This window comes from Streptomyces sp. KL2 (assembly GCF_046529545.1).
In the GTDB taxonomy this organism is placed as follows: Bacteria; Actinomycetota; Actinomycetes; order Streptomycetales; family Streptomycetaceae; genus Streptomyces; species Streptomyces radiopugnans.
Genome location: NZ_CP127170.1, coordinates 3802510 through 3827626 on the forward strand (window position 1 = coordinate 3802510; position 25117 = coordinate 3827626).

The 25117-nt window shown below is 74.4% G+C and carries 21 protein-coding genes; 16 read left to right on the plus strand and 5 right to left on the minus strand.

Going from position 1 to position 25117, the window contains the following annotated elements:
• Positions 1 to 68: 68 nt before the first annotated feature.
• Positions 69 to 1397 carry a UDP-N-acetylglucosamine 1-carboxyvinyltransferase gene (gene murA / locus QPK52_RS17155; RefSeq protein ID WP_093654111.1) on the minus strand — a complete coding sequence of 443 codons (1329 nt, stop codon included), beginning with the start codon at positions 1395 to 1397 and terminating at the stop codon, positions 69 to 71.
• A 227-nt stretch (positions 1398 to 1624) separates the two neighbouring features.
• On the opposite strand from murA, the gene QPK52_RS17160 reads away from it, so the two are divergent.
• The 6 genes from QPK52_RS17160 to QPK52_RS17185 all read left to right on the plus strand — a co-directional run bounded on the left by QPK52_RS17160 (position 1625) and on the right by QPK52_RS17185 (position 9796).
• Complete coding sequence (locus QPK52_RS17160) at positions 1625 to 2185, plus strand: YqgE/AlgH family protein (protein WP_093654113.1); 561 nt, start codon at positions 1625 to 1627, stop codon at positions 2183 to 2185.
• 109 nt (positions 2186 to 2294) lie between these two features.
• Positions 2295 to 2582, plus strand: coding sequence for a DUF3039 domain-containing protein (locus QPK52_RS17165; RefSeq protein ID WP_093654114.1), 288 nt, complete (start codon positions 2295 to 2297; stop codon positions 2580 to 2582).
• A gap of 321 nt (positions 2583 to 2903) precedes the next feature.
• Entirely contained in the window at positions 2904 to 4652 is a 1749-nt protein-coding gene (locus tag QPK52_RS17170; RefSeq protein WP_410538373.1) for a beta-N-acetylhexosaminidase, read from the plus strand.
• Between the two features lie 382 nt (positions 4653 to 5034).
• Complete coding sequence (locus QPK52_RS17175; protein WP_093654116.1) at positions 5035 to 5895, plus strand: FAD binding domain-containing protein; 861 nt, start codon at positions 5035 to 5037, stop codon at positions 5893 to 5895.
• Positions 5892 to 7457 (plus strand): 2Fe-2S iron-sulfur cluster-binding protein, encoded by a 1566-nt coding sequence (locus QPK52_RS17180; RefSeq protein WP_410538374.1) that lies wholly within the window; start codon positions 5892 to 5894, stop codon positions 7455 to 7457. Before QPK52_RS17175 ends, QPK52_RS17180 begins: the two co-directional genes overlap by 4 nt.
• The gene (locus tag QPK52_RS17185) at positions 7454 to 9796 is read left to right on the plus strand and encodes a xanthine dehydrogenase family protein molybdopterin-binding subunit (protein WP_410538375.1); all 2343 of its coding nucleotides are present in this window, start codon (positions 7454 to 7456) and stop codon (positions 9794 to 9796) included. Before QPK52_RS17180 ends, QPK52_RS17185 begins: the two co-directional genes overlap by 4 nt.
• A gap of 60 nt (positions 9797 to 9856) precedes the next feature.
• On the opposite strand, the gene QPK52_RS17190 is transcribed toward QPK52_RS17185, so the two are convergent.
• Together QPK52_RS17190 and QPK52_RS17195 are read right to left on the minus strand one after the other, a co-directional pair.
• Positions 9857 to 10456: a DoxX family membrane protein gene (locus QPK52_RS17190; RefSeq protein ID WP_410538376.1), complete on the minus strand. Its 600-nt coding sequence runs from the start codon at positions 10454 to 10456 to the stop codon at positions 9857 to 9859.
• A gap of 210 nt (positions 10457 to 10666) precedes the next feature.
• Entirely contained in the window at positions 10667 to 11926 is a 1260-nt protein-coding gene (locus QPK52_RS17195; RefSeq protein WP_410538377.1) for a PP2C family protein-serine/threonine phosphatase, read from the minus strand.
• A gap of 348 nt (positions 11927 to 12274) precedes the next feature.
• On the opposite strand from QPK52_RS17195, the gene QPK52_RS17200 reads away from it, so the two are divergent.
• From QPK52_RS17200 to QPK52_RS17235, 8 genes are all read left to right on the plus strand, one after another.
• A complete protein-coding gene (locus tag QPK52_RS17200) occupies positions 12275 to 13771 on the plus strand; it encodes an MFS transporter (protein ID WP_410538378.1) in 1497 nt (498 codons plus the stop codon).
• A gap of 45 nt (positions 13772 to 13816) precedes the next feature.
• Entirely contained in the window at positions 13817 to 14014 is a 198-nt protein-coding gene (locus QPK52_RS17205; protein WP_410540362.1) for an Arc family DNA-binding protein, read from the plus strand.
• The gene (locus tag QPK52_RS17210) at positions 14015 to 14398 is read left to right on the plus strand and encodes a type II toxin-antitoxin system death-on-curing family toxin (protein ID WP_410538379.1); all 384 of its coding nucleotides are present in this window, start codon (positions 14015 to 14017) and stop codon (positions 14396 to 14398) included.
• A 107-nt stretch (positions 14399 to 14505) separates the two neighbouring features.
• Positions 14506 to 16296, plus strand: a complete 1791-nt coding sequence (locus tag QPK52_RS17215; RefSeq protein ID WP_410538380.1) for a DEAD/DEAH box helicase — start codon at positions 14506 to 14508, stop codon at positions 16294 to 16296.
• A gap of 442 nt (positions 16297 to 16738) precedes the next feature.
• Positions 16739 to 17383: an IclR family transcriptional regulator gene (locus QPK52_RS17220; RefSeq protein WP_093654126.1), complete on the plus strand. Its 645-nt coding sequence runs from the start codon at positions 16739 to 16741 to the stop codon at positions 17381 to 17383.
• Positions 17384 to 17487: 104 nt separating this feature from the next.
• A complete protein-coding gene (locus QPK52_RS17225; RefSeq protein WP_410538382.1) occupies positions 17488 to 18288 on the plus strand; it encodes a S16 family serine protease in 801 nt (266 codons plus the stop codon).
• Between the two features lie 270 nt (positions 18289 to 18558).
• A complete protein-coding gene (locus QPK52_RS17230) occupies positions 18559 to 19749 on the plus strand; it encodes a S8 family peptidase (protein WP_410538383.1) in 1191 nt (396 codons plus the stop codon).
• A 158-nt stretch (positions 19750 to 19907) separates the two neighbouring features.
• Positions 19908 to 20492, plus strand: coding sequence for an RDD family protein (locus QPK52_RS17235; protein ID WP_410538384.1), 585 nt, complete (start codon positions 19908 to 19910; stop codon positions 20490 to 20492).
• A gap of 136 nt (positions 20493 to 20628) precedes the next feature.
• Here the strand turns inward: QPK52_RS17235 and hppD are convergent, their stop codons facing one another.
• A complete protein-coding gene (gene hppD, locus QPK52_RS17240; protein WP_410538385.1) occupies positions 20629 to 21774 on the minus strand; it encodes a 4-hydroxyphenylpyruvate dioxygenase in 1146 nt (381 codons plus the stop codon).
• 122 nt (positions 21775 to 21896) lie between these two features.
• Between hppD and QPK52_RS17245 the strand changes: the two genes are divergently transcribed.
• Together QPK52_RS17245 and QPK52_RS17250 are read left to right on the plus strand one after the other, a co-directional pair.
• Complete coding sequence (locus QPK52_RS17245) at positions 21897 to 22382, plus strand: Lrp/AsnC family transcriptional regulator (protein ID WP_410540363.1); 486 nt, start codon at positions 21897 to 21899, stop codon at positions 22380 to 22382.
• 244 nt (positions 22383 to 22626) lie between these two features.
• Positions 22627 to 24291 carry an RDD family protein gene (locus QPK52_RS17250; protein ID WP_410538386.1) on the plus strand — a complete coding sequence of 555 codons (1665 nt, stop codon included), beginning with the start codon at positions 22627 to 22629 and terminating at the stop codon, positions 24289 to 24291.
• Positions 24292 to 24507: 216 nt separating this feature from the next.
• Here QPK52_RS17250 and QPK52_RS17255 read toward each other — a convergent pair whose 3' ends face one another.
• Positions 24508 to 24783, minus strand: a complete 276-nt coding sequence (locus QPK52_RS17255) for a hypothetical protein (RefSeq protein ID WP_410538387.1) — start codon at positions 24781 to 24783, stop codon at positions 24508 to 24510.
• Between the last annotated feature and the right edge of the window lie 334 nt (positions 24784 to 25117).

Consider the following 25117-nt stretch of genomic DNA (forward strand, 5'->3'; position numbering starts at 1 on the left):
GGGCGGTCACCCCGCAAGGGGTGACCGCCCTCCGCGTCGCATGCGGCGGCCCGGCCGGGCCGGTGGGGTCAGGCGGGCAGTTCCACCCGCGCCCCCAGCGCCGGCAGCTTCTCCATGAAGTTCTCGTAGCCCCGGTTGATCAGGTCGATCCCGTGGACCCTGGAGGTCCCCTGGGCCGCCAGGGCGGCGATCAGGTACGAGAAGCCGCCGCGGAGGTCCGGGATGACCAGATCGGCCCCCTGGAGCTTCGTGGGGCCGGACACGACCGCCGAGTGGAGGAAGTTGCGCTGGCCGAAGCGGCACGGCATACCGCCCAGGCACTCGCGGTAGAGCTGGATGTGCGCGCCCATCTGGTTGAGGGCGGAGGTGAAGCCCAGCCGCGACTCGTACACCGTCTCGTGGACGATCGACAGGCCCGACGCCTGGGTCAGGGCCACCACCAGCGGCTGCTGCCAGTCGGTCTGGAAGCCGGGGTGGACGTCCGTCTCCAGGGCGATGGCCTTGAGCGCGCCGCCCGGGTGCCAGAAGCGGATGCCGTCGTCGTCCACCTCGAACTCGCCGCCCACCTTGCGGTAGGTGTTGAGGAACGTCATCATCTCGCGCTGGCTGGCGCCGCGCACGTACACGCTGCCCTCGGTCGCCAGCGCCGCGCTCGCCCAGGAGGCCGCCTCCAGGCGGTCGGGCAGGGCGCGGTGGTTGTAGCCGCCGAGCTTGTCCACGCCGGTGATGCGGATCGTCCGGTCGGTGTCCATGGAGATGATCGCGCCCATCTTCTGCAGTACGCAGATGAGGTCCTCGATCTCCGGCTCCACGGCGGCGTTGGAGAGTTCGGTCACGCCCTCGGCCAGCACGGCCGTCAGCAGGACCTGCTCGGTGGAGCCGACCGACGGGTACGGCAGCTTGATCTTGCAGCCGCGCAGCCGCTGCGGAGCCTCCAGGTACTGGCCGTCGGCGCGCTTCTCGATCACCGCGCCGAACTCGCGCAGCACGTCGAAGTGGAAGTTCACCGGGCGCCCGCCGATGTCGCAGCCGCCCAGGCCGGGTATGAAGGCGTGGCCCAGCCGGTGCAGCAGCGGGCCGCAGAAGAGGATCGGGATGCGGGAGGAGCCCGCGTGGGCGTCGATGTCGGCGACGTTGGCGCTCTCCACGTGGGAGGGGTCGAGCACCAGCTCGCCCGATTCCTCGCCCTTGCTCACGGTGACGCCGTGCAGTTCGAGCAGACCGCGGACGACCCGCACGTCGCGGATCTCGGGGACGTTGCGCAGCCGGCTCGGTTCGCTGCCGAGCAGTGCGGCGACCATGGCCTTGGGCACGAGGTTCTTCGCGCCCCGGACTCTGATCTCGCCCTCCAGCGGTGTGCCGCCGTGGACAAGGAGTACGTCGTCAGTGCCGGTCATGGGCCTCGCGTTCCAGGATGAAGAAGAGCAGGGGCACAGGGAATGGTAATGGCCGTGCACCCGGGCCGTATCCGTCCGTCCGGGGCGCGGACGGGTCCGGGCGACGGACGGGTGCGGCCCGCACCGGCGCCGGGCTGCGCCCGGTCGCGCAGCGTGTCCGGTCCGCTCCGCGGTGTCGTGCGCAATTCGGGCCCCCGTCCGGGCCCGGAGTGCGGGATCATTGGGGCATGACCGAGGTGACCTCGCTCACCGGGCGGCTGCTCGTCGCGACGCCGGCGCTGACCGACCCGAACTTCGACCGTGCGGTGGTGCTGCTCCTCGACCACGACGAGGAGGGCTCGCTCGGCATCGTCCTCAACCGGCCGACGCCCGTGGACGTCGGCGACGTACTGGAACCCTGGGCCGCGCTGGCGGGGGAGCCGGGCGTGGTCTTCCAGGGCGGGCCCGTCTCGCTGGACGCGGCGCTCGGCGTGGCCGTCATCCCGGGGGGCGAGGGCCCGCTGGGGTGGCGGCGGGTGCACGGGGCCATCGGCCTGGTGGACCTGGAGGCGCCGCCCGAACTGCTGGCCGCCGAACTGGGCTCGCTGCGGATCTTCGCCGGGTACGCCGGATGGGGGCCGGGCCAGTTGGAGAACGAACTGGAGGAGGGCGCCTGGTACGTGGTGGAGTCCGAGCCCGGCGACGTCTTCGCGCCGGACCCGGAGCGGCTGTGGCGGTCCGTGCTGCGCCGCCAGCGCAGTGAGCTGGCGATGGTGGCCACGTATCCCGACGACCCCTCGCTGAACTAGTGCCGTGACCGGCGGGGTTCGCCCGGCGGCTGGGCGTCCCGCCCCGGCTTCGGCGGGGGCGCGGCGGGTTCGGGTGCCCCCGGGGGCGGCCGCAGTACCCTTGGGGCCCATGAGCACTCCTGAGCCCGAGCGCGGGACGGGCACCGGCACCCTCGTCGAGCCCACCCCGCAGGTGTCCCACGGCGATGGCGACCACGAGCGCTTCGCCCACTACGTCCAGAAGGACAAGATCATGGCCAGCGCGCTCGACGGGACCCCCGTCGTCGCGCTCTGCGGCAAGGTCTGGGTCCCGGGGCGCGACCCCAAGAAGTACCCGGTCTGCCCCATGTGCAAGGAGATCTACGAGTCCATGGGAGCCGGCGGCGACAAGGGCAAGGACGGCGGCGGCAAGAAGTGACGCCGCCCCCCGGCGGCCCTTCCTCTCCCGTCTCGCCCTGATTCGCCCCGCACAGGGCCCGTCACTCCTCCGGCGGCCCCGGAACGCACCCCGGTGCGTTCCGGGGCCGCCGTGCGTAAGGGCGCGTGTCCGGGGCCGGCCGGGTGTCTTGTCGGCCGCGGCCGGTTCCCCTACCCTCCTGCGCAGTTGTGCAGAGCGAAACAGGCGTTGCACACGATGCAACGCTTCTTCTCCAGGGTCGCCCGGGAGCGGGACGCCGAAGACGAGGGCGCGCGCGCCGATGGTGTGCGCCGCCCGCGAAGCATGCGAGGAGAACCGGGCATGTACGAGCCCGATCTGGTCCCCCTGCCCCGCTCCGTCGAGGACGGCGGCGGACGGCTGGCGCTCGGCGCCCGGACGGTGCTCGACGCCGGCCCCGGCACCGAACGGGCCGCCCACTGGCTGCGCACCGCCCTCTCCGCGGCCACCGGTCTGCCCCTGCCGCCCGCCGGCGCGTACGCCGGAGGCGGCCGGGGGAGTGACGCGGACGGCGGCCGCGGCGCCGCCGTACGGTTGCGCGTGGACGAGGCGGTCGCCGCCGAACTCGGCCCCGAGGGCTACCGGTTGGACGTGACCGGCGACGGCGCCGAGATCCGCGGCGGTGCGGCCCCCGGCGTCTTCTGGGGCGCCCAGACGCTGCGGCAGCTCCTCGGTCCCGCCGCGCACCGCCGCGCGCCGCTGCCCGGTCGCGCCTGGTCGCTGCCGTACGTCCGCGTGGCCGACGCGCCCCGCTTCGCCTGGCGCGGCTTCATGCTGGACACGGCACGGCACTTCACGCCCAAGGACGGCGTGCTGCGCTGGATCGATCTGCTCGCCGCGCACAAACTCAACGTGCTGCACCTGCATCTGACCGACGACCAGGGATGGCGCCTGGAGATCGCGCGCTTCCCCCGGCTCACCGAGGTCGGCGCCTGGCGCCGGCGCACCAGGCTGGGGCACCGGGCCTCCCCGCTGTGGGACGTGCGTCCGCACGGCGGTTTCTACACCCACGACGACGTCCGCGAGATCGTCGCGTACGCCGCCGAGCGCCACGTCACCGTCGTCCCCGAGATCGACCTGCCCGGCCACTCGCAGGCCGCGATCGCCGCCCACCCGGAACTGGGCAACGCCGACGCGCGCGAGGGCGTCCCGGAGGTGTGGGACGACTGGGGCGTCAGCACCGACGTCCTGGCCCCCACCGAGGCCGTACTCCGCTTCTACGAGGGGGTGTTCGAGGAGGTGCTGGAGCTGTTCCCGGGCGAGTTCGTGCACATCGGCGGCGACGAGTGCCCCGGGGACCAGTGGCGGCGCTCCCCGGCCGCGCGGGCGCGGGCCGCGGAACTCGGCCTGGACGGCGTGGACGCCCTCCACGGCTGGTTCGTACGGCACTTCGACCGCTGGCTGGCCGAACGCGGGCGCCGCCTCGTGGGGTGGGACGAGATCCTGGGGGACGGTGCGGGGGGAGCGGCCGGAGCAGCCGGAGCGGACGGGACGGGCGCGGGTGTCGCGGGCGCCGGGCTCGGCCCCGGCGCGGTGGTCTCCTCCTGGCGGGGCCGCGCGGGCGCGGTCGCCGCCGCACGGGCCGGGCACGACGTGGTGATGTGCCCCGAGCAGGAGGTCTACCTCGACCACCGGCAGGACGGCGGCGAGGACGAACCGGTGCCCATCGGGTACGTGCGCACCCTGCGCGACGTGTACGGCTTCGACCCCGTGCCGCCCGAACTCGCGGGCACCGGCGCGGCGGAGCACGTCGTCGGCGCGCAGGCCAACCTGTGGACGGAGGTCGTGGAGGACCAGCGGCGCGCCGACTACCAGGCCTTCCCGCGGCTGGCCGCCTTCGCCGAGGCGGTGTGGTCGGGGCCGGGCGCCCGGGACGGGGAGGACGGCCTTGAGAGGCGGTTCCGGGACTTCGAGCGGCGGATGGCCGCCGCGCACTACGCCCGCCTCGACGCGCTGGGCGTGGCCTACCGGCCGCCGTCGGGGCCGTACCCCTGGCAGCGCCGCCCCGGTATCGCGGGACGCCCGTTCGAGGAGCCGCCGAAGGATTCCTGAGGCCGGTCCCGGAGCCTTCCCCCGAGGAGATGCCGGGAGTTCCCGGGCCCGGTGCCCCCGGCGCACTCCGCGCGGTTCCCGCGCCGAGTCCCGGACTGCGCCGCAACGGCACCCGAAATGGCCTGTATAAAGTAGTACAAGGTCTCCCAGGGGTGGCAAGGCGCCCTTGTCGGTGACAACCGCCGAAAGCGGGCCATCGGCCAGGTCAGGGACGGATGCTCCCTTCGCGGACCCCGGCTCCGGCGGCCCCCCGGAATGTGCCAGAGTTGCCACGTCCGGGTTCCCAGCACGTACGGTACGGCTGGGCAGCCGGGACGACCGGGGAAGGGGCGCTGGATTGAGCACGCACGCACCGCACGCACCACGGGCGGCGCAGCCGGTCATGCTGCCGGCCACGCTCGACGAGGCCGTGGCCGCTCTCGCCGCCACGCCTGCCGCCGTGCCCGTGGCGGGCGGCACCGACCTGATGTCCGGGGTGAACTCCGGACTGCTGCGGCCCGCCGCGCTGGTCGGCCTGGGCCGGATCAGCGAGATCCGCGGCTGGGAGTACCAGGACGGCCACGCACTGCTCGGCGCCGGCCTCACCCACGCCCGTATGGGACGCCCCGACTTCGCGGCCCTCATCCCCGCCCTGGCCGCCGCCGCCCGCGCCGCCGGACCGCCGCAGATCCGCAACGCCGGGACGCTCGGCGGCAACATCGTCACCGCCGCGCCCACCGGCGACTCCCTGCCCGTCCTCGCCGCGCTGGAGGCCACCGTGCTGGTCGCGGGGCCGGGCGGTGCGCTGCGCGAGGTCCCCGTCAGCCATCTGCTGGCCGGCATGGAGATGCTGCGGCCCGGTGAGATCGTCGGCTATGTGCGCGTGCCGCTGCTGCACGCCCCCCAGGCGTTCCTCAAGGCCACCGGCCGCACCGGCCCCGGACGCGCGCTGGCCTCGGTCGCCGTCGTGCTCGACCCCGTCCGCCGCGGGGTGCGCTGCGCGGTCGGCGCCGTCGCGCCGATGCCGCTGCGCCCGGTGGAGGCCGAGCAGTGGGTGGCGTCGCTCATCGACTGGGACGGACGACGGGCTCTGGCCCCCGAGGTGCTGGCCGCGTTCGGCGACTACGTCGCCATGGCCTGCATCCCCGATCCCCCCGCCCCGGAGGGCGGGGGGGAGGCTCCCGTACTTCCGCCCGCGGCACTGCACGTACGGCGTACGGTGGCGACACTGGCCCGACGGGGGCTCGGGAGGGCACTCGCATGAGCAACGAGCAGCAGGGGCCGTTCCGGCAGGACGGCCGGCCCGTGCCTCCCCCGGCGCCCGAGGGCGGCTGGGGAGGCGAGTACGACGGTGACTCCACCGCCTTCATACAGCTTCCCGAGAACCTGCCGGGCCCGTACCAGTACGGGTCCGCCGACGGGTCCGGCGGCATGCCCGATCCGCTCGCCGCGCCGGGCACCGGACACGGCTGGGAGCCGCCCGCCATCGACCCCGTCGCCCACCCGGCGCCGGGGGCCCGGGTGCCGGTGACCCCGGAGGCCACCACCGACCCGGCGGCCCCGGTGCAGTGGACCATGCCGTTCGCCGGAGGCCAGGCGGAGTCCGCGTCCGCGTCCGCCGAACCCCAGCGGCCCGGGCGGGAGCAGGCCCCGCCGCCCGGCGCGGCCGCCGCCATGGGGCAGGGCGCCGCGGCGGCCCTGGCCGGTTCGCACGAGGCGCGCGTACGGCAGCAGCGCCGTCCGCAGGGCGACGGCGCTCAGGAGGCCCTGGAGACCCAGGAGGCCCAGGCGCCGGCGGACGGCTCCGGTGGCGACTGGAGCGCGGTCCCCGCGCCCGGCGCGACCGGACAGTGGTCGATCCCGTTCGCGGCGGCGGGCAGCCCCGACGACTCCGGCGAGTACCTGGCCGCCGCGGCGGCCGGGAGGGCCCCCGAGCCGCCGGTCAGCGGACCGCGGGAGGCGCACGGCCCGGAGGCGCACGACCGGGAGACGGAGGCGGCCGGGCCGGCGGAGCCCGGCGCGGAGACCGCACCGGACGCGGATGCCGGGAACGCGCCGGAGGAGCCGGGCGCGCCGGACGCCGGGGAGGCCGGGGGCGCCCCGGAGCCGCCGGCCGCCGGGGAGGCGCCCGCCGGGGAGGCGCCCGCCGATCCGTCCGCGCCGCGGGCGGCCGAGGTCGACAGCGAGCACCCGCACGTCTCCTACGTCCTGCGTGTCAACGGGGCCGAGCGGCCCGTGACCGACGCCTGGATCGGCGAGTCCCTGCTCTACGTGCTGCGCGAGCGCCTCGGCCTGGCCGGCGCCAAGGACGGCTGCTCGCAGGGGGAGTGCGGGGCCTGCTCCGTCCAGGTCGACGGACGCCTCGTCGCCTCCTGCCTGGTGCCCGCCGCCACCACCGCCGGGTCCGAGATCCGCACCGTCGAGGGACTGGCCCAGGGCGGCATGCCCTGCGACGTGCAGCGGGCGCTCGCCGCCTGCGGCGCCGTGCAGTGCGGCTTCTGCGTGCCCGGCATGGCGATGACCCTGCACGACCTGCTCGAGGGCAACCACGACCCGACGGAGCTGGAGACCCGCCAGGCCGTCAGCGGCAACCTCTGCCGCTGCTCCGGCTACCGGGGCGTGCTCGACGCCGTCCGCACGGTCGTCGCCGAGCGCGAGGCCGCGGCCGCCACGCTCGCCGAGGCCCGGGAAGCCGAAGCCGGAGGCCGCCGCACCGGCGATGGCGGGGAGCGGGGCGACGGCTCCCGCATCCACATCCCGCACCAGGCCGGACCGGCCTCGGGCCGCACCCACCACGACCCGCCGCAGGACGGAGGCGCGCAGTGAGCAGTGACGCGGTGACCGCCACCCCGGCCGGAGGAGTGCCCCTCACCGGCGCCGCCGCGGGAGCGGAGGCCGAGCGGACGCGGTACGGACTCGGCGCCTCGCTCCAGCCCGCCGACGCCCTCGCCAAGGTCCAGGGGACCTTCCCCTACGCCGCCGACCTGTGGGCCGAGGGGCTGCTGTGGGCCGCCGTGCTGCGCTCCCCGCACCCGCACGCCCGCATCGTCTCCATCGACACCGCGCCGGCCGCCGAGATGCCCGGGGTGCGGGCCGTCATCACCCACGAGGACGTGCCCGGCGACGCCACCCACGGCCGCCGTGTCGCGGACCGGCCCGCCTTCGCCCGCGACACGGTGCGCCACCACGGCGAGCCCATCGCCGCCGTCGCCGCCGACCACCCCGACACCGCGCGGCTGGCCGCCGCCGCCATCGCCGTCGAGTACGAGGTCCTGGAGCCGGTCACCGACCCGGAGAAGGCGTTCGAGGCCGAGCCGATCCACCCCGACGGCAACCTGATCCGGCACATCCCCCTGCGCTACGGCGACGAGTCCGTCACCGGAGAGGTGGTCGTCGAGGGCCTGTACCGCATCGGCCGCCAGGACCCCGCCCCCATCGGCGCCGAGGCCGGGCTCGCCGTGCCGCGCACCGACGGCGGGGTGGAGATCTACACCGCCTCCACCGACCCGCACACCGACCGCGACCTGGCCGCCGCCTGCTTCGGGCTCCGCCCCGAGCAGGTCAAGGTCGTCGTCACCGGTGTCCCCGGAGCCATGGCCGACCGCGAGGACCTGAGCGTGCAGCTCCCGCTCGGCCTGCTGGCGATGCGGACCGGCTGCCCGGTCAAGCTCGCCGCCAACCGCGAGGAGTCCTTCCTCGGCCACGCCCACCGCCACCCCACTCTGCTGCGCTACCGCCACCACGCCGACTCCGAGGGCCGGCTGGTCAAGGTCGAGGCGCAGATACTGCTGGACGCCGGCGCCTACGCCGACGACTCCGCCGACGCGCTGGCCGCCGCCGTCTCCTTCGCCGCCGGCCCGTACGTGGTGCCGCACGCCGCGATCGACGGCTGGGCCGTGCGCACCAACAACCCCCCGTCGGGCCATGTGCGCGGCGAGGGCGCGATGCAGGTGTGCGCCGCTTACGAGGGCCAGATGGACAAGCTCGCCGCCAGGCTGGGCATGGACCCGGTCGAGTTGCGGATGCGCAACGTCATGGCCACCGGCGACCTGCTGCCCACCGGCCAGACCGTCACCTGTCCCGCCCCCGTGGCCGAGTTGCTGCGCGCGGTGCGCGAGGCGCCGCTGCCGCCGCTGCCCGCCGACGGCGCGGACGGCGCCCCCGGCCCGGAGGAGTGGCTGCTGCCCGGCGGCCCCGAGGGGGCGGGCGACCCGGGCGCGGTGCGGCGCGGGATCGGCTTCGCGCTGGGCATGGTCCACATGCTGGGGGCGGAGGGCACCGACGAGGTGTCCACGGCCACGGTGAAGGTCGACGGACCCGTCGCCACGGTGATGTGCGCGGCCGTGGAGACCGGCCAGGGCTTCTCCACCCTCGCCCGGCAGGTCGTCCAGGAGGTCCTCGGCGTCGAGGAGGTGCACGTCGTCGCCGTCGACACCGACCAGCCCCCGGCCGGACCGGGCGCGCGCGGGCGCCACACCTGGGTCTCGGGCGGCGCGGTGGAGCGGGCCGCCAAGATGGTCCGCACCCAGCTCCTCCAGCCGCTGGCCGCGAAGTTCGGGATGTCCACCGAGCTGCTGACCATCGCCGACGGCAAGATCACCTCCTACGACGGGGTGCTCAGCACCACCGTCGCCGAGGCCCTGGAGGGCAAGGAGCTGTGGGCCACCGCCCAGTGCCGCCCCCACCCGACCGAGCCGCTGGACGAAACCGGCCAGGGCGACGCCTTCGTCAGCCTGGCCTTCGCCGCGATCCGGGCCGTGGTGGACGTGGACGTGGAACTGGGCACGGTCCGGGTGGTGGAGATGGCCGTGGCCCAGGACGTGGGCCGCGTACTCAACCCCCAGCAACTGCGCGCCCGGATCGAGGCGGGCGTCACCCAGGGCGTCGGCGCGGCCCTCACCGAGCACCTGCGGGTCTCGCGCGGCGTGGTGCGCCACCCCGATCTGACGGCCTATCCGCTGCCGACCGCGCTGGACGCCCCGGACATCCGGATCGTGAGGCTGGTCGAGGAGCGGGACGTGGTCGCTCCCTTCGGCGCGAAGTCGGTCAGCGCGGTACCGGTGGTGGTCTCCCCGGCGGCGGTGGCGGCGGCGGTGCGCGCCGCGACCGGGCGCCCGGTCAACCGGCTGCCGATCCGCCCGCAGGCCGCGGTGGCCAACCCCTGACCCTCCGCCGGTCTCCCGCCCGGGCGGGGTGACCGGTTCAGGTCCGGTCCCGGCCGGGCGTCACCCCTCGCCGTCCCGCGCCGCGCCCCGTGCCGAGGCCCTGGGGCGCGGTGCGTGGGCGGCGACGGCGAGACCGGCCGCCACCAGCACCACGTTCTTGAGCACGTACTGCCCGGCCATGGTGGGGTAGGCCAGGCTCCCGTCCCACATCTCGGCGGGCAGGACGGCCAGGGCCGTGAACGTCCCGGCCATGTGGACGAAGAAGGCCAGCAGCGTCAGCCGCAGCAGCAGCCCGGTGACCAGGCCGGCCCCGATCAGTATCTCCGCCGTCGCCAGCAGCGGCCGGGACAGGTCCACCGGTAAACGGCCGGAGGTCAGCTCGCTCATCACCCGGGTGGCCATGTCCTCGGCGGGGCTGGCGCCCGGCATGAGCTTGAGCGTCCCGAACCACAGGAACAGCAGCCCGACGGAGACCCTCAGCACCGTGAAGCTGTGCCGCCGGTAGAGGGCGGCCAGGGCGCGCGGGCCGCGCGGGAGGCGGACGTCCGGGTGGCCGGGCCCGCTCACGGCCGCCGCCGGCGCCGCCCTCCCCGGTCCGGCGGGCCGGGGACTCTCGCGGTGGGTCTCCTCGTGCGCGGGGGGACGCAGGTCGGAACTCATGTGTGCCTCCGTGGGGGGAAGGGCGGCGACCGATTGTGGGAGCGCTCCCACGCACCGTTGCGCGGACTGTACGGTCGTGCTCGGACACCTGGCAAGACGCCTCGCGCGGCGGTTTTCGGCCTTTCGGCGGTGCTTTCCGCCGATCCACGGGGGCGCCGATCCACGGGGACGCCGGACCCGGGTTCCACCGGAGCCGGGCCCCGGTGGCGCTCAGCCCCGGGGGCGGGGGAACAGGGCGGGGGAGGCCTGGGTGAGACTGGCGCCGGTGTGCGCGTCGCGGCGCACCGGCTCGGGGCCGTACCAGTCCAGGCACATCACGGTCGCGTCGTCCTTCAGCTCGCCCCTGTTGGCGTCGAGGACCGCCATGGTCAGGATCTGGGTGGCCTCGCGCGGATGGAGCTCCTGGGTGTCCTTGAGCAGCGCGGGCAGGTCGACGAGCCGGGAGCGGCGGTCCAGCATCCCGTCGGTGAGGATGACCAGCCGGTCGCCCGGCCTGAGCTCCATCCCCTGCACCTCGTACAGGCGATGCGGCTGGACCCCGAAGGGCAGGTTGACCCTCAGCCCGACCTCCTCCACCCTGCCGTCCCGCAGCAGCAGGGGCCAGGGGTGGCCCGCGTTGACGAGCGCGACCCGGCCGTCGCGCAGGCACACCCGCAGCAGCAGCCCCGTCGCCATGGCGCCGCCGCTGTGGTCGACCATGGCCTGATGGGCCCGCCTCGCCTGCTCGGCCAGGTCGCAGCCCGCCCGGCGCGCGCCCCGCAGGGCGCCGACCAGCAGGGTGGCGAGCATGGCGGCGTTCACCTCGTGGCCCATGGCGTCGGTGACGGACAGGTGCAGGGTGTCGCGGTCCAGGGCGTAGTCGAAGGTGTCGCCGCCGACGTTGCCCGCCGGCTCCAGGGCTCCGGCCACCGCGAACTGCGCGGCCTCGCACGACAGCGACGAGGGCAGCAGATTGTGCTGGATCTCGGCGGCCAGACTGAGCGGGGCCGTCCGCTGCCCCCACTGGTAGAGGTCGGTGAAGCGCTGGTTGGCGATGACGATGTAGGCGAGAGTGTGGGCGGCCCGGCTGATCTCCCGCAGTGTTCTGCGGTCCGGATCCGCCGGAACGCGCACCTCCAGCAGGCCGATGGAGTCCCCGCGGTTGGTGACCGGGGCGATCACCCGCTGCCCGCCGTCGCCGTCGACGGCCTCCGCCAGTCGCAGCCGCTGGGTGCGGATCACGTCGCCGTAGACGGTCCCGAACAGCGGGATGGTCTCCATGCTCTCGCCCGTCCCCACCTCGCCCGCCGTGCTCATCCGCACCACCGACTGCCGTGCCAGGTCGGTGATGAGGAACGACACCGAGGTCGCGCCGAAGCGCCGCTTGAGTTCCCGGGCCACCACGTCGACGGACTCCACCGGCGACGCGGCCTCCGCCGCCGCGAGGATCCCCGTATGGGTGCCCCGTTCGGTGTCGTACTCGACCGTCATCGTCAACTCCCCTCGCCGGAACACGCTCGTTCCGGGCCGTCGTCGGCACGCTCCGGACCTCCACCCCGGATGCCGCGCCCCTCATGGTCCGCTGCCGTATCTCCTGTGGTCCGTATGCCCCGGCTTTCCGTTTCAGTGCGCGCGGCTGTGCCGGGCGGCGGTGCGGTGGCGCTCGTATGGCGCTCGTACAGCGCTCGTACGGGCGCCGCCGGAGCGGGCGGAGCCGCCCGGAGACGCGCCCCTCCGGCCCGGGGCGGGCCCCCTCCTTCGGACCTGGTCCGGGAGAACGAGCCGATCACCGCCCTCTGACAGGCGCCAGTGTCGGAGACGGGCCTTACCCTGAGGCGCATGACCGCACTCGACGACGAGCTCGACGGTTCCCTGGACGGGGACCTCGGCACAGTGGCCCCCATCACCCCCGTTCTCACCCCGGTGCCCACTCCGGAGGCGGACGGCGGAGTGCTCGGCCGCACCTACCGGGCGCTGACCCTGGGCATCGTCTCCGTCGTCCTCCTCATCGCCTTCGAGGCGACGGCCGTCGGCACGGCCATGCCCGTCGCCGCCGACCGGCTCGACGGGGTGTCGCTGTACGCCTTCGCCTTCTCCGCGTACTTCACCACCAGCCTGCTGGGCATGGTCGCCGCCGGCCAGTGGTGCGACCGCAGCGGGCCGCTGGCGCCGCTGGCCGCCGGGATCGGGGCCTTCGCCGTCGGGCTGCTGCTGTCGGGCACGGCGGCGCAGATGTGGGTCTTCGTCCTCGGCCGGGCGGTGCAGGGCATCGGCGGCGGGCTGGTGATCGTCGCGCTGTACGTCACCGTCAGCCGCGCCTACCCCGAGCGGCTGCGGCCCACGGTGATGGCCGCCTTCGCGGCCTCCTGGGTGATCCCGGCCGTCGTCGGGCCGCTGATCGCCGGCACGGTCACCGAGCAGCTCGGCTGGCGCTGGGTGTTCCTGGGCATTCCCGCCCTGGTCGTCCTGCCCATCGCGGTCATGCTCCCGCCCCTGCGGCGGGCCGCCTCCGGGCCGCCGCCCGGCGGGGCCAGGCCGCTGGACCACCGGCTGATGCGGCTGGCGGTGGCGGTGTCGCTGGGGGCCGGGCTGCTCCAGTACGCCGGCCAGGACCTGCGCTGGGTCTCCCTGGTCCCGGCCGCGGCCGGCGCGGCCCTGATGGTCCCGGCCGCGCTCGGACTGCTGCCGCGCGGCACGTTCCGCGCCGCGCGCGGGCTGCCGACGGTGGTGCTGATGCGCGGCATCGCGGCGGGGTCGTTCATCGTCGCGGAGAGCTTCGTGCCGCTGATGCTGGTGAGCCAGCGCGGGCTGTCGGTGACGATGGCCGGCCTCTCCCTCGCGGCGGGCGGCGCGACCTGGGCGCTGGGGTCGTTCCTCCAGTCCCGGCCCTTCGCCGAGGCGCACCGGGAGCGGCTGGTGCGGTACTGCATGGTGCTGGTGACGGCGGGGATCGCGGCCACGCCGCTGGTGCTGCTGGAGTCCGTGCCGGTGTGGACGGCGGCGGTCGCGCAGGCGGTGGGCTGCTTCGGGATGGGCGTGGTGATCTCGTCCACGAGCGTGCTGCTGCTGAAGCTGTCCAAGCCGGAGGAGGCGGGCGCCAACTCCGCGGCCCTCCAGCTGAGCGACGGGCTGTCCAACATCGTGCTCCTCGCCGCCTGCGGCGCGCTCTTCGCGGGTCTGGGCGGCGGCGCGGTGTCGGTGGGGCACGGCGCGGGCGAGGCGGCGAGCGCCGCCTCGGCCTCCCATCCGCTGGCGTTCGTGGCGGTCTACCTCCCGGCGGCGGCGGTCGCCCTGACGGGCGCCCTGGTGGCGGGGCGGATGCGGGTGGGGAAGTAGTTGGTACCGTGATGGGGTCACTAGTGGTACTGTTTTGGTATGGCTATGAACCTGCGCATGCCCGATGAGCTCCAGGAGGCACTAAAGCAGCGTGCCGAGGAGGAGGGGAGAAGCATGCACGCCATAGTGATCCAGGCCATCGAGCGCTATCTGGTGGAAGAGGCGGACCGGGCGACAGTCCGCAAGCTGGGGGCCAAGTACGCGGCCAAGCACGCGGACCTGCTGCGGAGGCTGGGGGAGTAAGTGAAGTACCTGTCGGTCCAGTTCGCACTGGACCTGGCCGAGCTTGCCTGCGGGGGGCAGGAGATCGCGGTCCGCGATCTGGGGCTGCTCGACTCCGCTCTGCTCCGCCCTCGGTCGCAGATGTTCGGCATCGAGGCGTATCCCGGTCTCTTCGAGAAGGCGGCCGCGCTGCTGCACTCACTGGTCTCGAATCATCCGCTGGTGGACGGCAACAAGCGCCTGGCATGGATGTGCACCGCCGTCTTCCTCGACATGAATGGGGTTGACATGGCGGACATCGACCAGGACCGCGCGTACGACCTCGTGGTCGACATCGCCGCGGGCAAGCTGGAGGACGTGTCGCTCATCGCGGATTTTCTGAGGGCGCTGCGCGGCGATCTGTGACGTGGATCGCACCCCTTCCCGCCATCCGGGATGTCACCCGGATGGCGGGACGGGCGCCCCGGTAGTCTGACGCGGTTGCCGATCGCCGACCCAGTTCAGCGGAGACCGTGACTACCACGACCACGTCCCACCACCTCTCGCCCGCGTTCCCCGGCCGTGCCCCCTGGGGCACGGCGGGCAAGCTGCGAGCCTGGCAGCAGGCCGCGATGGACCTGTACATCGAGAAGCAGCCGCGGGACTTCCTCGCCGTCGCGACACCGGGCGCGGGAAAGACGACCTTCGCCCTCACCCTGGCCTCCTGGCTGCTGCACCACCACGTCGTGCAGCAGGTGACCGTCGTCGCGCCGACCGAGCACCTGAAGAAGCAGTGGGCCGAGGCGGCGGCGAGAGTGGGCATCAAGCTGGACCCGGAGTACAGCGCGGGCCCGCTGGGCCGCGAGTACCACGGTGTGGCGGTGACGTACGCCGGCGTCGGTGTGCGCCCGATGCTGCACCGCAACCGCTGCGAGCAGCGCAAGACGCTGGTCATCCTGGACGAGATCCACCACGCCGGCGACACCCGCTCCTGGGGCGAGGCGTGCTTCGAGGCGTTCGAGCCCGCCACCCGCCGCCTGGCCCTGACCGGCACGCCCTTCCGCTCGGACACCAACCCCATCCCGTTCGTCACCTACGCCGAGGACGGCGAGGGGATCCGCCGCTCGGTGGCCGACTACACCTACGGCTACGGCAAGGCGCTGTCCGACGGCGTCGTGCGTCCGGTGATCTTCCTGTCCTACAGCGGCAACATGCGCTGGCGCAGCAAGGCGGGTGACGAGCTGGAGGCCAGACTCGGCGAGCCGATGACCAAGGACGCCATCTCCCAGGCGTGGCGCACCGCGCTCGATCCGCGCGGCGACTGGATGCCCAGCGTGCTGCGCGCGGCAGACACCCGGCTGACGGAGGTCCGCAAGGCGATCCCGGACGCGGGCGGGCTGGTGATCGCCGCCGACCAGGACTCGGCGCGCGCCTACGCCAAGCTGATCCGCGAGATCACCGGCAGCGCCGCGACCGTCGTGCTCTCCGACGACGCCGGGGCGTCCAGGCGGATCGAGGAGTTCAGCCGGAGCGACGACCGCTGGATGGTGGCGGTGCGCATGGTGTCCGAAGGCGTGGACGTGCCGCGCCTGGCGGTCGGGGTGTACGCCACGACCATCTCCACGCCGCTGTTCTTCGCCCAGGCCGTCGGCCGTTTCGTGCGCTCCCGGCGGAGGGGCGAGACCGCCTCCGTCTTCCTGCCCACCATCCCCATGCTGCTGGGCTTCGCGCACGAGATGGAGGTCGAGCGCGACCACGTGCTGGACAAGCCCAAGAAGGGCGGGGAGGACGCGAACCCGTACGCGGAGGAGGCCGACCTGCTGAAGGAGGCCGAGAGGCAGCAGGACGAGGACACCGGCGAGCAGGACCAACTGCCCTTCGAGGCACTGGAGTCGAACGCGGTCTTCGACCGGGTGATGTACGACGGCGCCGAGTTCGGCATGCAGGCCCACCCCGGCAGCGAGGAGGAGCAGGACTACCTGGGCATCCCCGGGCTGCTGGAGCCGGACCAGGTGCAACTGCTGCTTCAGAAGCGGCAGGCGCGGCAGATCGCGCACAGCCGCCGCAAGCCGGACTCCGAGGCCGATCTGCTGGAGACGCCCGCCGAGAGGCGTCCGGTGGTCACGCACAAGGAGATGCTGGAGATGCGCCGGCAGCTCAACTCGCTGGTCGGCGCGTACTCGCACCAGAGCGGCAAGCCGCACGGCGTGATCCACACCGAGCTGCGCCGGGTCTGCGGCGGTCCGCCCACCGCCGAGGCGACGGCCGGGCAGCTTCAGCAGCGGATCGCCAAGGTGCGCGAATGGGCCACCCGGATGCGGTGACGGGGGCGGAACACGGACGGAGACGGGGGCGGGGACAGAAGCGCGGAGGGCGCGGACTCGGCAGGGTCCGCGCCCTCCCGCGCACCACCCTCCACCGCCCGGTGGGCGCGATGGGCGCCATTGTGCACATCTGTGCGCTCTGCGTACGGGTGTGGGAGCGTGTCCATGGCCCGAGCCGGACCGCTGTGACCTGCTGCTGTACGCAATGCGGATAAACCATGCCAGCGGCGCCCGGATTCTGGACAGAGTCTTCCGGACGGCGGGCGGGATCGCTAGGTTTCGCGTCACGCACACGCCCCGTGGCAGCGTCGCCTCGGAGCGCAGCCGGTGCGGCCCGCCAAGCGACCGGCGGCTTGCCGGGAACAGCACGCGCGTCCGCCGACGGGACCGGCGGCGCATCTCCCGGAGCGGAGTCGCCGGCACACAACGGAGGAGGGGCGTCGTGACCGCGGAGACATCTCAGACGCTCGACCGGGGACTGCGCGTCCTCAAACTGCTCGCCGACACCGACCACGGCCTGACCGTCACCGAGCTGTCCAGCAAGCTCGGGGTCAACCGGACGGTCGTCTACCGACTGCTGGCCACGCTGGAGCAGCACTCCCTGGTGCGCCGGGACCTGGGCGGCCGGGCCCGCGTCGGGCTCGGGGTGCTGCGGCTGGGGCGGCAGGTCCACCCGCTGGTGCGCGAGGCGGCCCTTCCGGCGCTGCGGGCACTGGCCGAGGACGTGGGCGCCACCGCGCACCTGACGCTGGTCGACGGCAACGAGGCCCTGGCCGTCGCGGTCGTCGAGCCGACCTGGACCGACTACCACGTCGCGTACCGCACAGGCTTCCGCCACCCGCTCGACAAGGGCGCGGCAGGGCGCGCGATCCTCGCCGGGCGCCGTCCGGACCGGGACCTGGAGGACGGCTACGTCCTCACCCACGGCGAGCTGGAGGCCGGCGCCTGCGGCGCCGCCGCCCCGCTGCTGGGCGTCAACGGCATCGAGGGCAGCGTCGGCGTGGTGATGCTGTCGGAGTCGGTGCCGCAGAAGGTGGGGCCCCGTGTGGTGCAGGCGGCGCAGGAGGTCGCCGACTTCCTCCGCTAGCGGTAAGGACCGGTCCGCCTCGGTCCCCCGACCCGGTTCGGCCTGACCCGGCCCGACCCGGTCCGGGTCCGCGCGCGGGGCGGCGGTGAACTAGATTCACCCCCATGCCGGCTCTGTCCTCCCGTACCCAGGCCCTCGCGATCTGCGGGACGCTCGTCGCGGCGCTGCTCGCGGTCGCCGCGCTCGTCCCGCTGCCGTTCTCGGTCGCCCAGCCCGGGGTCACCGCGGACGTCCTGGGCGAGTACCGGGGCAGGCAGGTCATCACCGTCGACGGGGCCGGCGACCCCGGTGGCGGCGACCCCGGGGCGGAGCGGTCGCGGGGGCGGCTGCTGGCGACCACCATCGCGGCGACGACGCCGGACACGACCGTCCGGCTGGCCGACGTGGTGGACGCCTGGTTCGACACCGGGCGCGCGGTGATGCCGCGCGACTCGGTCTACCCGGTCGGCGACGACGCCGAGGAGATCGAGGAGCACACCACCGCCCAGATGGAGGAGTCGCAGACGGAGGCGGTGACGGCCGCACTGCGCCAGCTGGGCATGTCCGAGGACGAGGTGGAGGTGGAGCTGCGGCTCGCGGACGTCGGCGGCCCCAGCGCCGGGCTGGTGTTCGCCCTCGGAGTCGTCGACGAGATCGACGACGGGGACCTCACCGGCGGCCGTACGATCGCCGGCACCGGCACCATCACCGCACGCGGCGAGGTCGGGCCGGTCGGCGGCGTCCCGCTCAAGACCCAGGCGGCGGCGCGCGACGGCGCCACCGTCTTCCTGGTGCCCGAGGCGGAGTGCGACGACGCGCGGGCCGAACTGCCCGAGGGCCTGCGCCTGGTGCCCGTCACCACCCTGGAGGGCGCGCTGAGTGCGCTCAGGGCGCTGCGGGACGGCGGCCGCGTACCGAGCTGCTGAACCCGGGGCAGGCGGGAGGATCCTCGCGCCCCGGCGGTGCGGAACCCGGCAGTGCGCAGTGCTGACCTGCGGCTGTACCGCCCGGACCGGGACGGGTGGCCCCGTGCGTGGGGGGCCGCGGTGACGGTGTGCGGAGCCGGCGTGGAGATCCCCCCGGCGATCTTGTCTTGTACTCGTCAGTAAGTGACCCTCCTCACGGCGGGAGCGCGGGGGACGACCCGCCGGTCTGCGGGTCCGCGCAGACCTTTCCCGACGACGAGGAGGATCCGCGTGAAGGCAGCGAAGAGAACGACCCGGAGCCGTACCGGGGTGGGCCTGGCCGCGGCCGTGGTCGCCGCGGCGCTCGGGCTCGGCTCCGCGGCACCGGCGGGCGCGGCGCAGCCGTCCCAGCGGGAGGCCGGCTACATCGTCATACTCAAGGGCGCGCCGGGCGCCCTGACCACGACGTCCGCGAAGGAGCGGAACAAGGACCTGACCGAGCGCTACGGAGCCGCGCTCGGCCGCACCTTCACCACCGTGCTCAACGGGTTCTCGGCCCGTATGACCCCCGCCGAGGCCGCGCGCCTGGCGGACGATCCCTCCGTCGCCTCCGTGGCCCCGGACCGCAAGGTGACCATCTCCTCCGCCCAGCCCGCCCCGCCCTCCTGGGGGCTGGACCGCATCGACCAGCCCGACCTGCCGCTGGACGACGTCTACGACCACCCGGACGCGGCCGGCCGCGGGGTCACCGCGTACGTCATCGACACCGGCGTCCGCATCAGCCACCAGGACTTCGGCGGGCGAGCCTCCCACGGCTACGACGCCGTAGACGGCGACACGACCGCGGACGACGGCCACGGACACGGCACCCATGTGGCGGGCACCCTCGCCGGATCCTCCTACGGTGTGGCCAAGGAGGCCGACATCGTCGCCGTCCGCGTCCTGGACGACAGCGGCGCCGGCACCACCTCCCAGGTCGTCGCGGGCATCGAGTGGGTGACGGAGAACGCGCGCAAGCCGGCGGTGGCGAACATGAGCCTCGGCGGCCTGATCGACCCCGCGATCGACACCGCCGTGCGCAACTCCATCGCGTCCGGCGTCACCTACGCCGTCGCGGCGGGCAACTCCAGCGCGCCGGTGTTCCTGCACTCGCCCGCCCGGGTCTCCGAGGCCATCACCGTCGGCGCCACCGACAGCGGCGACGCGATGGCGGCCTACTCCAACTTCGGCCTCGGCGTGGACATCCTGGCCCCCGGCTCGTCGATCACCTCCGCCTGGAACACCGGCGACTCGGCGGCCAGCACCGTCTCCGGCACCTCGATGGCCACCCCGCACGTGGCCGGTGCCGCCGCCATCCACCTCGCCGAGAACCCCTCGGCCACCCCGGCCCAGGTCTCGGACGCGCTGACCTCGGCCGCGGCCCGTGACAAGATCAGCGGCAATCTGCTCTCCCCCGACCGGCTCCTGCAGGTCACGGACTGACGGCGCGTCCGCGCCACGGACCGGCCCGCGCCCCCGCCAGGGGCGCGGGCCGGCCCGCGGCGGGGGGTGCGGTTTGGCGGCCGGGGCGGGCGCTGCTTGGATACCGGCCTTGACTTCCTTCCCCTCCCCGGCGGGGGGACCCCTCGAAAGGACACCCGATGAGCCACCCGGCGCCTCCGCCGCCCCACATACCGCAGCCTTCCGTACCGCCGCCCCACATGCCCCCGCCCGGGCAGCCCGGCCCCTCCGGGCCGTACGCCTACGCGCCCCCGCCGTACGCCTACGCGCCGCCCCCGCTGCCGGGCCCGCCGCCGGAACTGGTGGCCCCGCTGGGCAGGCGCTTCCTGGCGAAGCTGGTGGACGGGCTGGTGATGGCGGCGATCGTGGCCGGGATCACCGTGCCGTGCGCCATCCACCTGGACACCGATCCCGAGGGTGTGACGGAGGGGCTGGCGATCACCGGCATCGTCTTCTCGCTCCTCTTCGCCTTCCTCCTCTACGACCCCGTCCTCACGTCCACCGGCGGCACCGTGGGGAAGCGGCTGTGCGGGCTGAAGGTGGCGCGCATCGAGACCGGCGAGCAGGTGGGTTTCGGGGCCGCGCTGGGGCGCCATCTGATGGCGGGACTCATCAACAACGCGATGTGCGTGCCGCTCGCCTATCTGTGGTGCACCTGGGACAAGCCCTTCCACCAGGGGCTGCACGACAAGATCGTGCGCACCGTGGTCGTCCGCACCAGATGACGGCCCTCCCGGGACGGCCCTCCCGGCGGCGCGCGGCGCCGCGCCCGGAAACGGGCCGCGGCCCCGCCGTCAGGGAGGTGGGGCCGCGGGACGCGCCGCGCGCCGTGCACCGCGCGCGGGGAGCGGGAGCGGAGGCTCAGAGGTTGCCGCGCCGCTCCTGCTCGCGCTCGATGGCCTCGAACAGGGCCTTGAAGTTGCCCTTGCCGAAGCCCATGGAGCCGTGGCGCTCGATCATCTCGAAGAACACCGTCGGACGGTCCTGGACCGGCTTGGTGAAGATCTGCAGCAGGTAGCCGTCCTCGTCGCGGTCGGCGAGGATCTTCAGCTCGCGCAGCTCCTCGATCGGCACACGGGTCTCGCCGACCCACTCGCCCAGGGTGTCGTAGTAGGAGTCGGGGGTGTCCAGGAACTCCACACCGGCGGCGCGCATGGCCCGCACGGTGGCGACGATGTCGTTGGTGGCGAGCGCGATGTGCTGCACGCCCGGACCGCCGTAGAACTCCAGGTACTCGTCGATCTGCGACTTCTTCCTGGCGATCGCGGGCTCGTTGAGCGGGAACTTCACCTTGCGCTTGCCGTCGGCGACGACCTTGGACATCAGCGCGGAGTACTCGGTGGCGATGTCGTCGCCGACGAACTCCTTCATGTTGGTGAAGCCCATGACCTTGTTGTAGAAGGCCACCCACTCGTCCATCTTCCCGAGTTCGACGTTGCCGACGCAGTGGTCGATGGCCTGGAAGAACCGCTTCTCCTGCGGCGCGACGATCGGCCTGGCCGCGGTGAAGCCGGGCAGGTAGGGGCCGTCGTAGCCGGAGCGGTCCACCAGGGTGTGGCGGGTCTCGCCGTAGGTGGCGATGGCGGCCAGCACGACGGTGCCGTGCTCGTCCTTGATCTCGTAGGGCTCCTCCAGGCCGGTGGCGCCGTGCTCGACGGCGTAGGCGTACGCGGCCCGGGCGTCCGGCACCTCGATGGCCAGGTCCACCACGCCGTCGCCGTGCGCGGCGACGTGCTCGGCGAGGAAGCGGCCGCGCTCGGTGGCCGGCTTGATGACTGACGTCAGGACGAAGCGGGCGGAGCCCGACTCCAGGACGTAGGAGGCGGTCTCGCGGCTGCCGTTCTCGGGGCCGGAGTAGGCCACGAGCTTCATGCCGAAGGCCGTGGAGTAGTAGTGCGCGGCCTGCTTGGCGTTGCCCACGGCGAAGACGACCGCGTCCATCCCCTTCACCGGGAAGGGATCGGCCTGCCGGGCGGTGCTGGGGGTGTTGTGCATGGTCTCAGTCATGGCCGCAGGCTCCCGCTGTTCCACAAGATGCGCAATAGTTCGTGTGAAAGCTGAGCAATCTGTATAGTGATTCAGCCATCACTCCGGTCGATCTGTACAGGATGACCATTGGGAGGCAGGCCATGGGCATCGACGAACTGGACGGCCGGCTGCTGGAGCTGCTCGCCGCCGAACCGCGCATCGGCGTACTGGAGGCGTCCCGCCGTCTGGGCGTGGCCCGGGGCACCGTGCAGGCGCGGCTGGACCGGCTGCAGGGCAGCGGGGTCATCCGCGGCTTCGGCCCCGACGTCGATCCCGCGGCCATCGGCTACCCGGTCACCGCCTTCGCCACGCTGGAGATCCGGCAGGGGCAGGGCCGCGACGTACGGGCGCACCTGGCGACCGTCCCGGAGGTGCTGGAGCTGCACACCATCACCGGCCGCGGCGACATGCTCTGCCGTCTGGTGGCCCGCTCCAACGCCGACCTCCAGCGGGTGATCGACAAGGTGGTGGGGTTCGAGGGCATCGTGCGGGCCTCCACGGCCATCGTCATGGAGAACCCGGTGCCGCTGCGGATCGTCCCGCTTGTGCGCCAGGCGGCCCGAGACGCCGGGGGATCCGTCTCCTGACACCCGGTCATGGGTCCGGGCCGCGCGGGGAGTGGGGAGGCGGGGCGCCGGCCGTGCGGCGTGACGCGTTCCCCGCGGCGCGGCGACGGGCCCCGGTGTCGCTGGATGGGGGTGGGGTCGCCGATGGCCGGGGCGAGAGACCTCCCGTCTCTGGTAGATGTGGAGCCAGCGCTCCCCGGTTGCGCCGCCGGACGGGGAGCGGCACACGCCACAGCGACGGCCGAGCAGATACGGGACCGGACACATGAGCGCCCCTCCGTCAGCATCCGCCAACGGCAGCCCGGGCCCGGGCTACTACCCCGACCCGTCCATTCCGGGATACATCCGCTACTGGAACGGCGCCGCGTGGGTGCCGGGAACGAGCCGTCCCGAACCGCGCGAGGGCGAGCCGATGCCCGCGGCGCCCCCCGGGGTGGTGGTGCAGGCCCCTCGTCCGCCCTCGCCCGCCGCTCCCTCGCCCACCGCCTCCCCGGTACCGGCCGCGCCCTCCGTGCCGGGTGAGTCCCCGCAGGAGGAGACCGGCCCGGTCTTCCTGGACGAGGAGGAGACCACCGGGGACCGGGCCGCGGCCCCGGCGCGCGCCCCGGGCGACTTCCTGCCCCAGCCGCGCGGGCGCGGCGAGGTGGAGATCCGCCCGGGGGACCGGGTGACCACCTGGGACGACCCCTCCCGGCTGCACGGTGTCCGGCCCGAGCCCGCGTCCGCCTGGCAGGCCGACGCCGCACGGCAGACGGGCTTCGACGGAGAGCGGGACGGCCGCGTCTCCTGGGGTGCGGGCGGTGCGGGCGGTGCCGGCGAGGGGGCGGCCCCGGCCGCGCCACCGGCGCTGGGCGCGGGCCGCGCCCCGCAGGCGCTGGGACCGGGCCCGGATCCGCGCGGCGGCTCCGGCCGCGCCGAGGGCGCCGGACCGGCGGACGGCGAGAACACCGGGAACGCGCAGCCGCGCGACGAGGGCACCGTGCGGATGCGGCCCGTACGTCCCGAGGGCACCGCTCCGGCGGCGGGCGGACGGTCCGCCGGGCGCGAGGACACCGTGGGGCTGCGCCGTACGGAGGCGCCCGCGGTGGGCGCCCCGGCCGCACCGGTGCCGAGCGCGCCCGCGGCGCCCGTGCCCGCCGAGCCGGCGGGCCCCGCCGCGCCCGTCGGCCCCGCTTCCGCGCAGCCCTCCTGGACGCGGCAGGTGCACGAACTGGCCCAGCGCGCCCCCGCGTCCGCCGCTCCGGCCCCCGCGCCGCCGGCCTCCACGCCCCACGCCCCCCTGCCGCACGCCCCCCTGCCGCACGCGTCCGCCCCCGCCGTGCCGCAGCAGCAGTCGCCGGCCGGGCGGCCCGGCGGTCCCGAGCAGGTCGTGCCCTGGCGTCCTCCGGTCGACGACCCCTTCCTGCGGGCCGCCCAGCGGCAGGCCCGCCCCGCAGGGCTCGGACGCAGGCTGGGCGCCCGCCTGGTGGACGGCGTCCTCACCGCGGCGGTGGCCGCGGCGGTGGCCCTCCCGTTCGCCGGCCCCAGCGCCGAGCACTTCCGCAAGCAGGTGGAGGCGGCCGAACAGGCCGGTGAGACACGGCAGATCTGGCTGGTCGACGGCACCACCGGCGTCTACCTGGCGATCGTGCTCGGCGCCCTGTTCCTGTTCGGCCTCCTCTACGAGGTGCTGCCCACCGCCCGTTGGGGCCGCACGCTCGGCAAGAAGCTGTTCGGCGTCCAAGTGCTGGACATCGAGGAGCAGGACACCCCCTCCTTCGGCGCCGCGCTGCGCCGCTGGCTGGTGTACGGACTGCTGGCGCCGGTGGGCATCGGCGTGGTGAACGTGCTGTGGTGCCTGTTCGACCGGCCCTGGCGGCAGTGCTGGCACGACAAGGCGGCGCGCACCTTCGTGGCGCGCGGTACCGAGGAGTCCGTCCCGGCCGGATGACGTCCCGGCCGATGACGCTCCGGGGAGTCCCCCGGACGGCCCACCCCTGATGCGCGGTGCGCCGCGGCGCGGTCGACTCTGAGCATGAGAACGCGAACGCCGTGCCGGATACGCAGGCCGCGCCGCCCCGAGGAGGGCGGCGCGGGCGGAGCGCCCGGCGCGGGAGAGGGACGTACGGCCGGTGCGCGCGGCCCGCCGGCCCGCGGCCCGGCCGGGTCAGCGGCGCGAGGAGGTCTCCGCCAGACGCCGGCCGCCGTCGGCGCTCTCCGCGCCGCGCTGCGCGGGCACCGTGCCGGCCGCCGTACGCGAGGCCCCGGGGGAGCGCCGGAGAGGCACCCTGGCCGCGACGAGCAGTCCGAGCGCGAGCGCCGCACTCGCGATGACCGCGATCCCGGCCCCCGAACGCGCCTGCGACACCAGCAGCATCGCGAGAGCCGAGAGGATGACGGTGGCCGAGCCGTAGGCGAGCTGTGCGGGATTCGGACGCGGCATGACGGAATCCGTCCTCCGGGATCGGTGGTTGACCGGGGGCGAGGTCGCCGGACGGCGAACGTGGTCCGTCGAACGACTCTACGATGCCGGATGCCCGTACGCAGTCGCGGGTAAGCGCGACCTGACCCGCCGCCACCGACGCGCCGATGCACAGGGGGCGCACGGAGTCACGCCCCGGCCGCACCGTCATCGGCCGTTACCGTCCGGTCTCCGGACTCCGCAATTGGCTGGCCGGACACGGTACTTGCGTGGCGTGTTCAAATCAAGGACTGTTTTTTCGGCCGCCGCTCATGTCGAATGCCTCCACGCGTGTGCACACACGTGCCATGGCCAT

Bases quoted from the DNA above. Each gene is read 5' to 3' on its own strand.
- murA (WP_093654111.1), bottom strand. From the start codon at position 1,397: ATGACCGGCACTGACGACGTACTCCTTGTCCACGGCGGCACACCGCTG.
- QPK52_RS17160 (WP_093654113.1), top strand. From the start codon at position 1,625: ATGACCGAGGTGACCTCGCTCACCGGGCGGCTGCTCGTCGCGACGCCG.
- QPK52_RS17165 (WP_093654114.1), top strand. From the start codon at position 2,295: ATGAGCACTCCTGAGCCCGAGCGCGGGACGGGCACCGGCACCCTCGTC.
- QPK52_RS17170 (WP_410538373.1), top strand. From the start codon at position 2,904: ATGTACGAGCCCGATCTGGTCCCCCTGCCCCGCTCCGTCGAGGACGGC.
- QPK52_RS17175 (WP_093654116.1), top strand. From the start codon at position 5,035: ATGCTGCCGGCCACGCTCGACGAGGCCGTGGCCGCTCTCGCCGCCACG.
- QPK52_RS17180 (WP_410538374.1), top strand. From the start codon at position 5,892: ATGAGCAACGAGCAGCAGGGGCCGTTCCGGCAGGACGGCCGGCCCGTG.
- QPK52_RS17190 (WP_410538376.1), bottom strand. From the start codon at position 10,456: ATGAGTTCCGACCTGCGTCCCCCCGCGCACGAGGAGACCCACCGCGAG.
- QPK52_RS17195 (WP_410538377.1), bottom strand. From the start codon at position 11,926: ATGACGGTCGAGTACGACACCGAACGGGGCACCCATACGGGGATCCTC.
- QPK52_RS17200 (WP_410538378.1), top strand. From the start codon at position 12,275: ATGACCGCACTCGACGACGAGCTCGACGGTTCCCTGGACGGGGACCTC.
- QPK52_RS17205 (WP_410540362.1), top strand. From the start codon at position 13,817: ATGAACCTGCGCATGCCCGATGAGCTCCAGGAGGCACTAAAGCAGCGT.
- QPK52_RS17225 (WP_410538382.1), top strand. From the start codon at position 17,488: ATGCCGGCTCTGTCCTCCCGTACCCAGGCCCTCGCGATCTGCGGGACG.
- QPK52_RS17235 (WP_410538384.1), top strand. From the start codon at position 19,908: ATGAGCCACCCGGCGCCTCCGCCGCCCCACATACCGCAGCCTTCCGTA.
- hppD (WP_410538385.1), bottom strand. From the start codon at position 21,774: ATGACTGAGACCATGCACAACACCCCCAGCACCGCCCGGCAGGCCGAT.
- QPK52_RS17245 (WP_410540363.1), top strand. From the start codon at position 21,897: ATGGGCATCGACGAACTGGACGGCCGGCTGCTGGAGCTGCTCGCCGCC.
- QPK52_RS17250 (WP_410538386.1), top strand. From the start codon at position 22,627: ATGAGCGCCCCTCCGTCAGCATCCGCCAACGGCAGCCCGGGCCCGGGC.
- QPK52_RS17255 (WP_410538387.1), bottom strand. From the start codon at position 24,783: ATGCCGCGTCCGAATCCCGCACAGCTCGCCTACGGCTCGGCCACCGTC.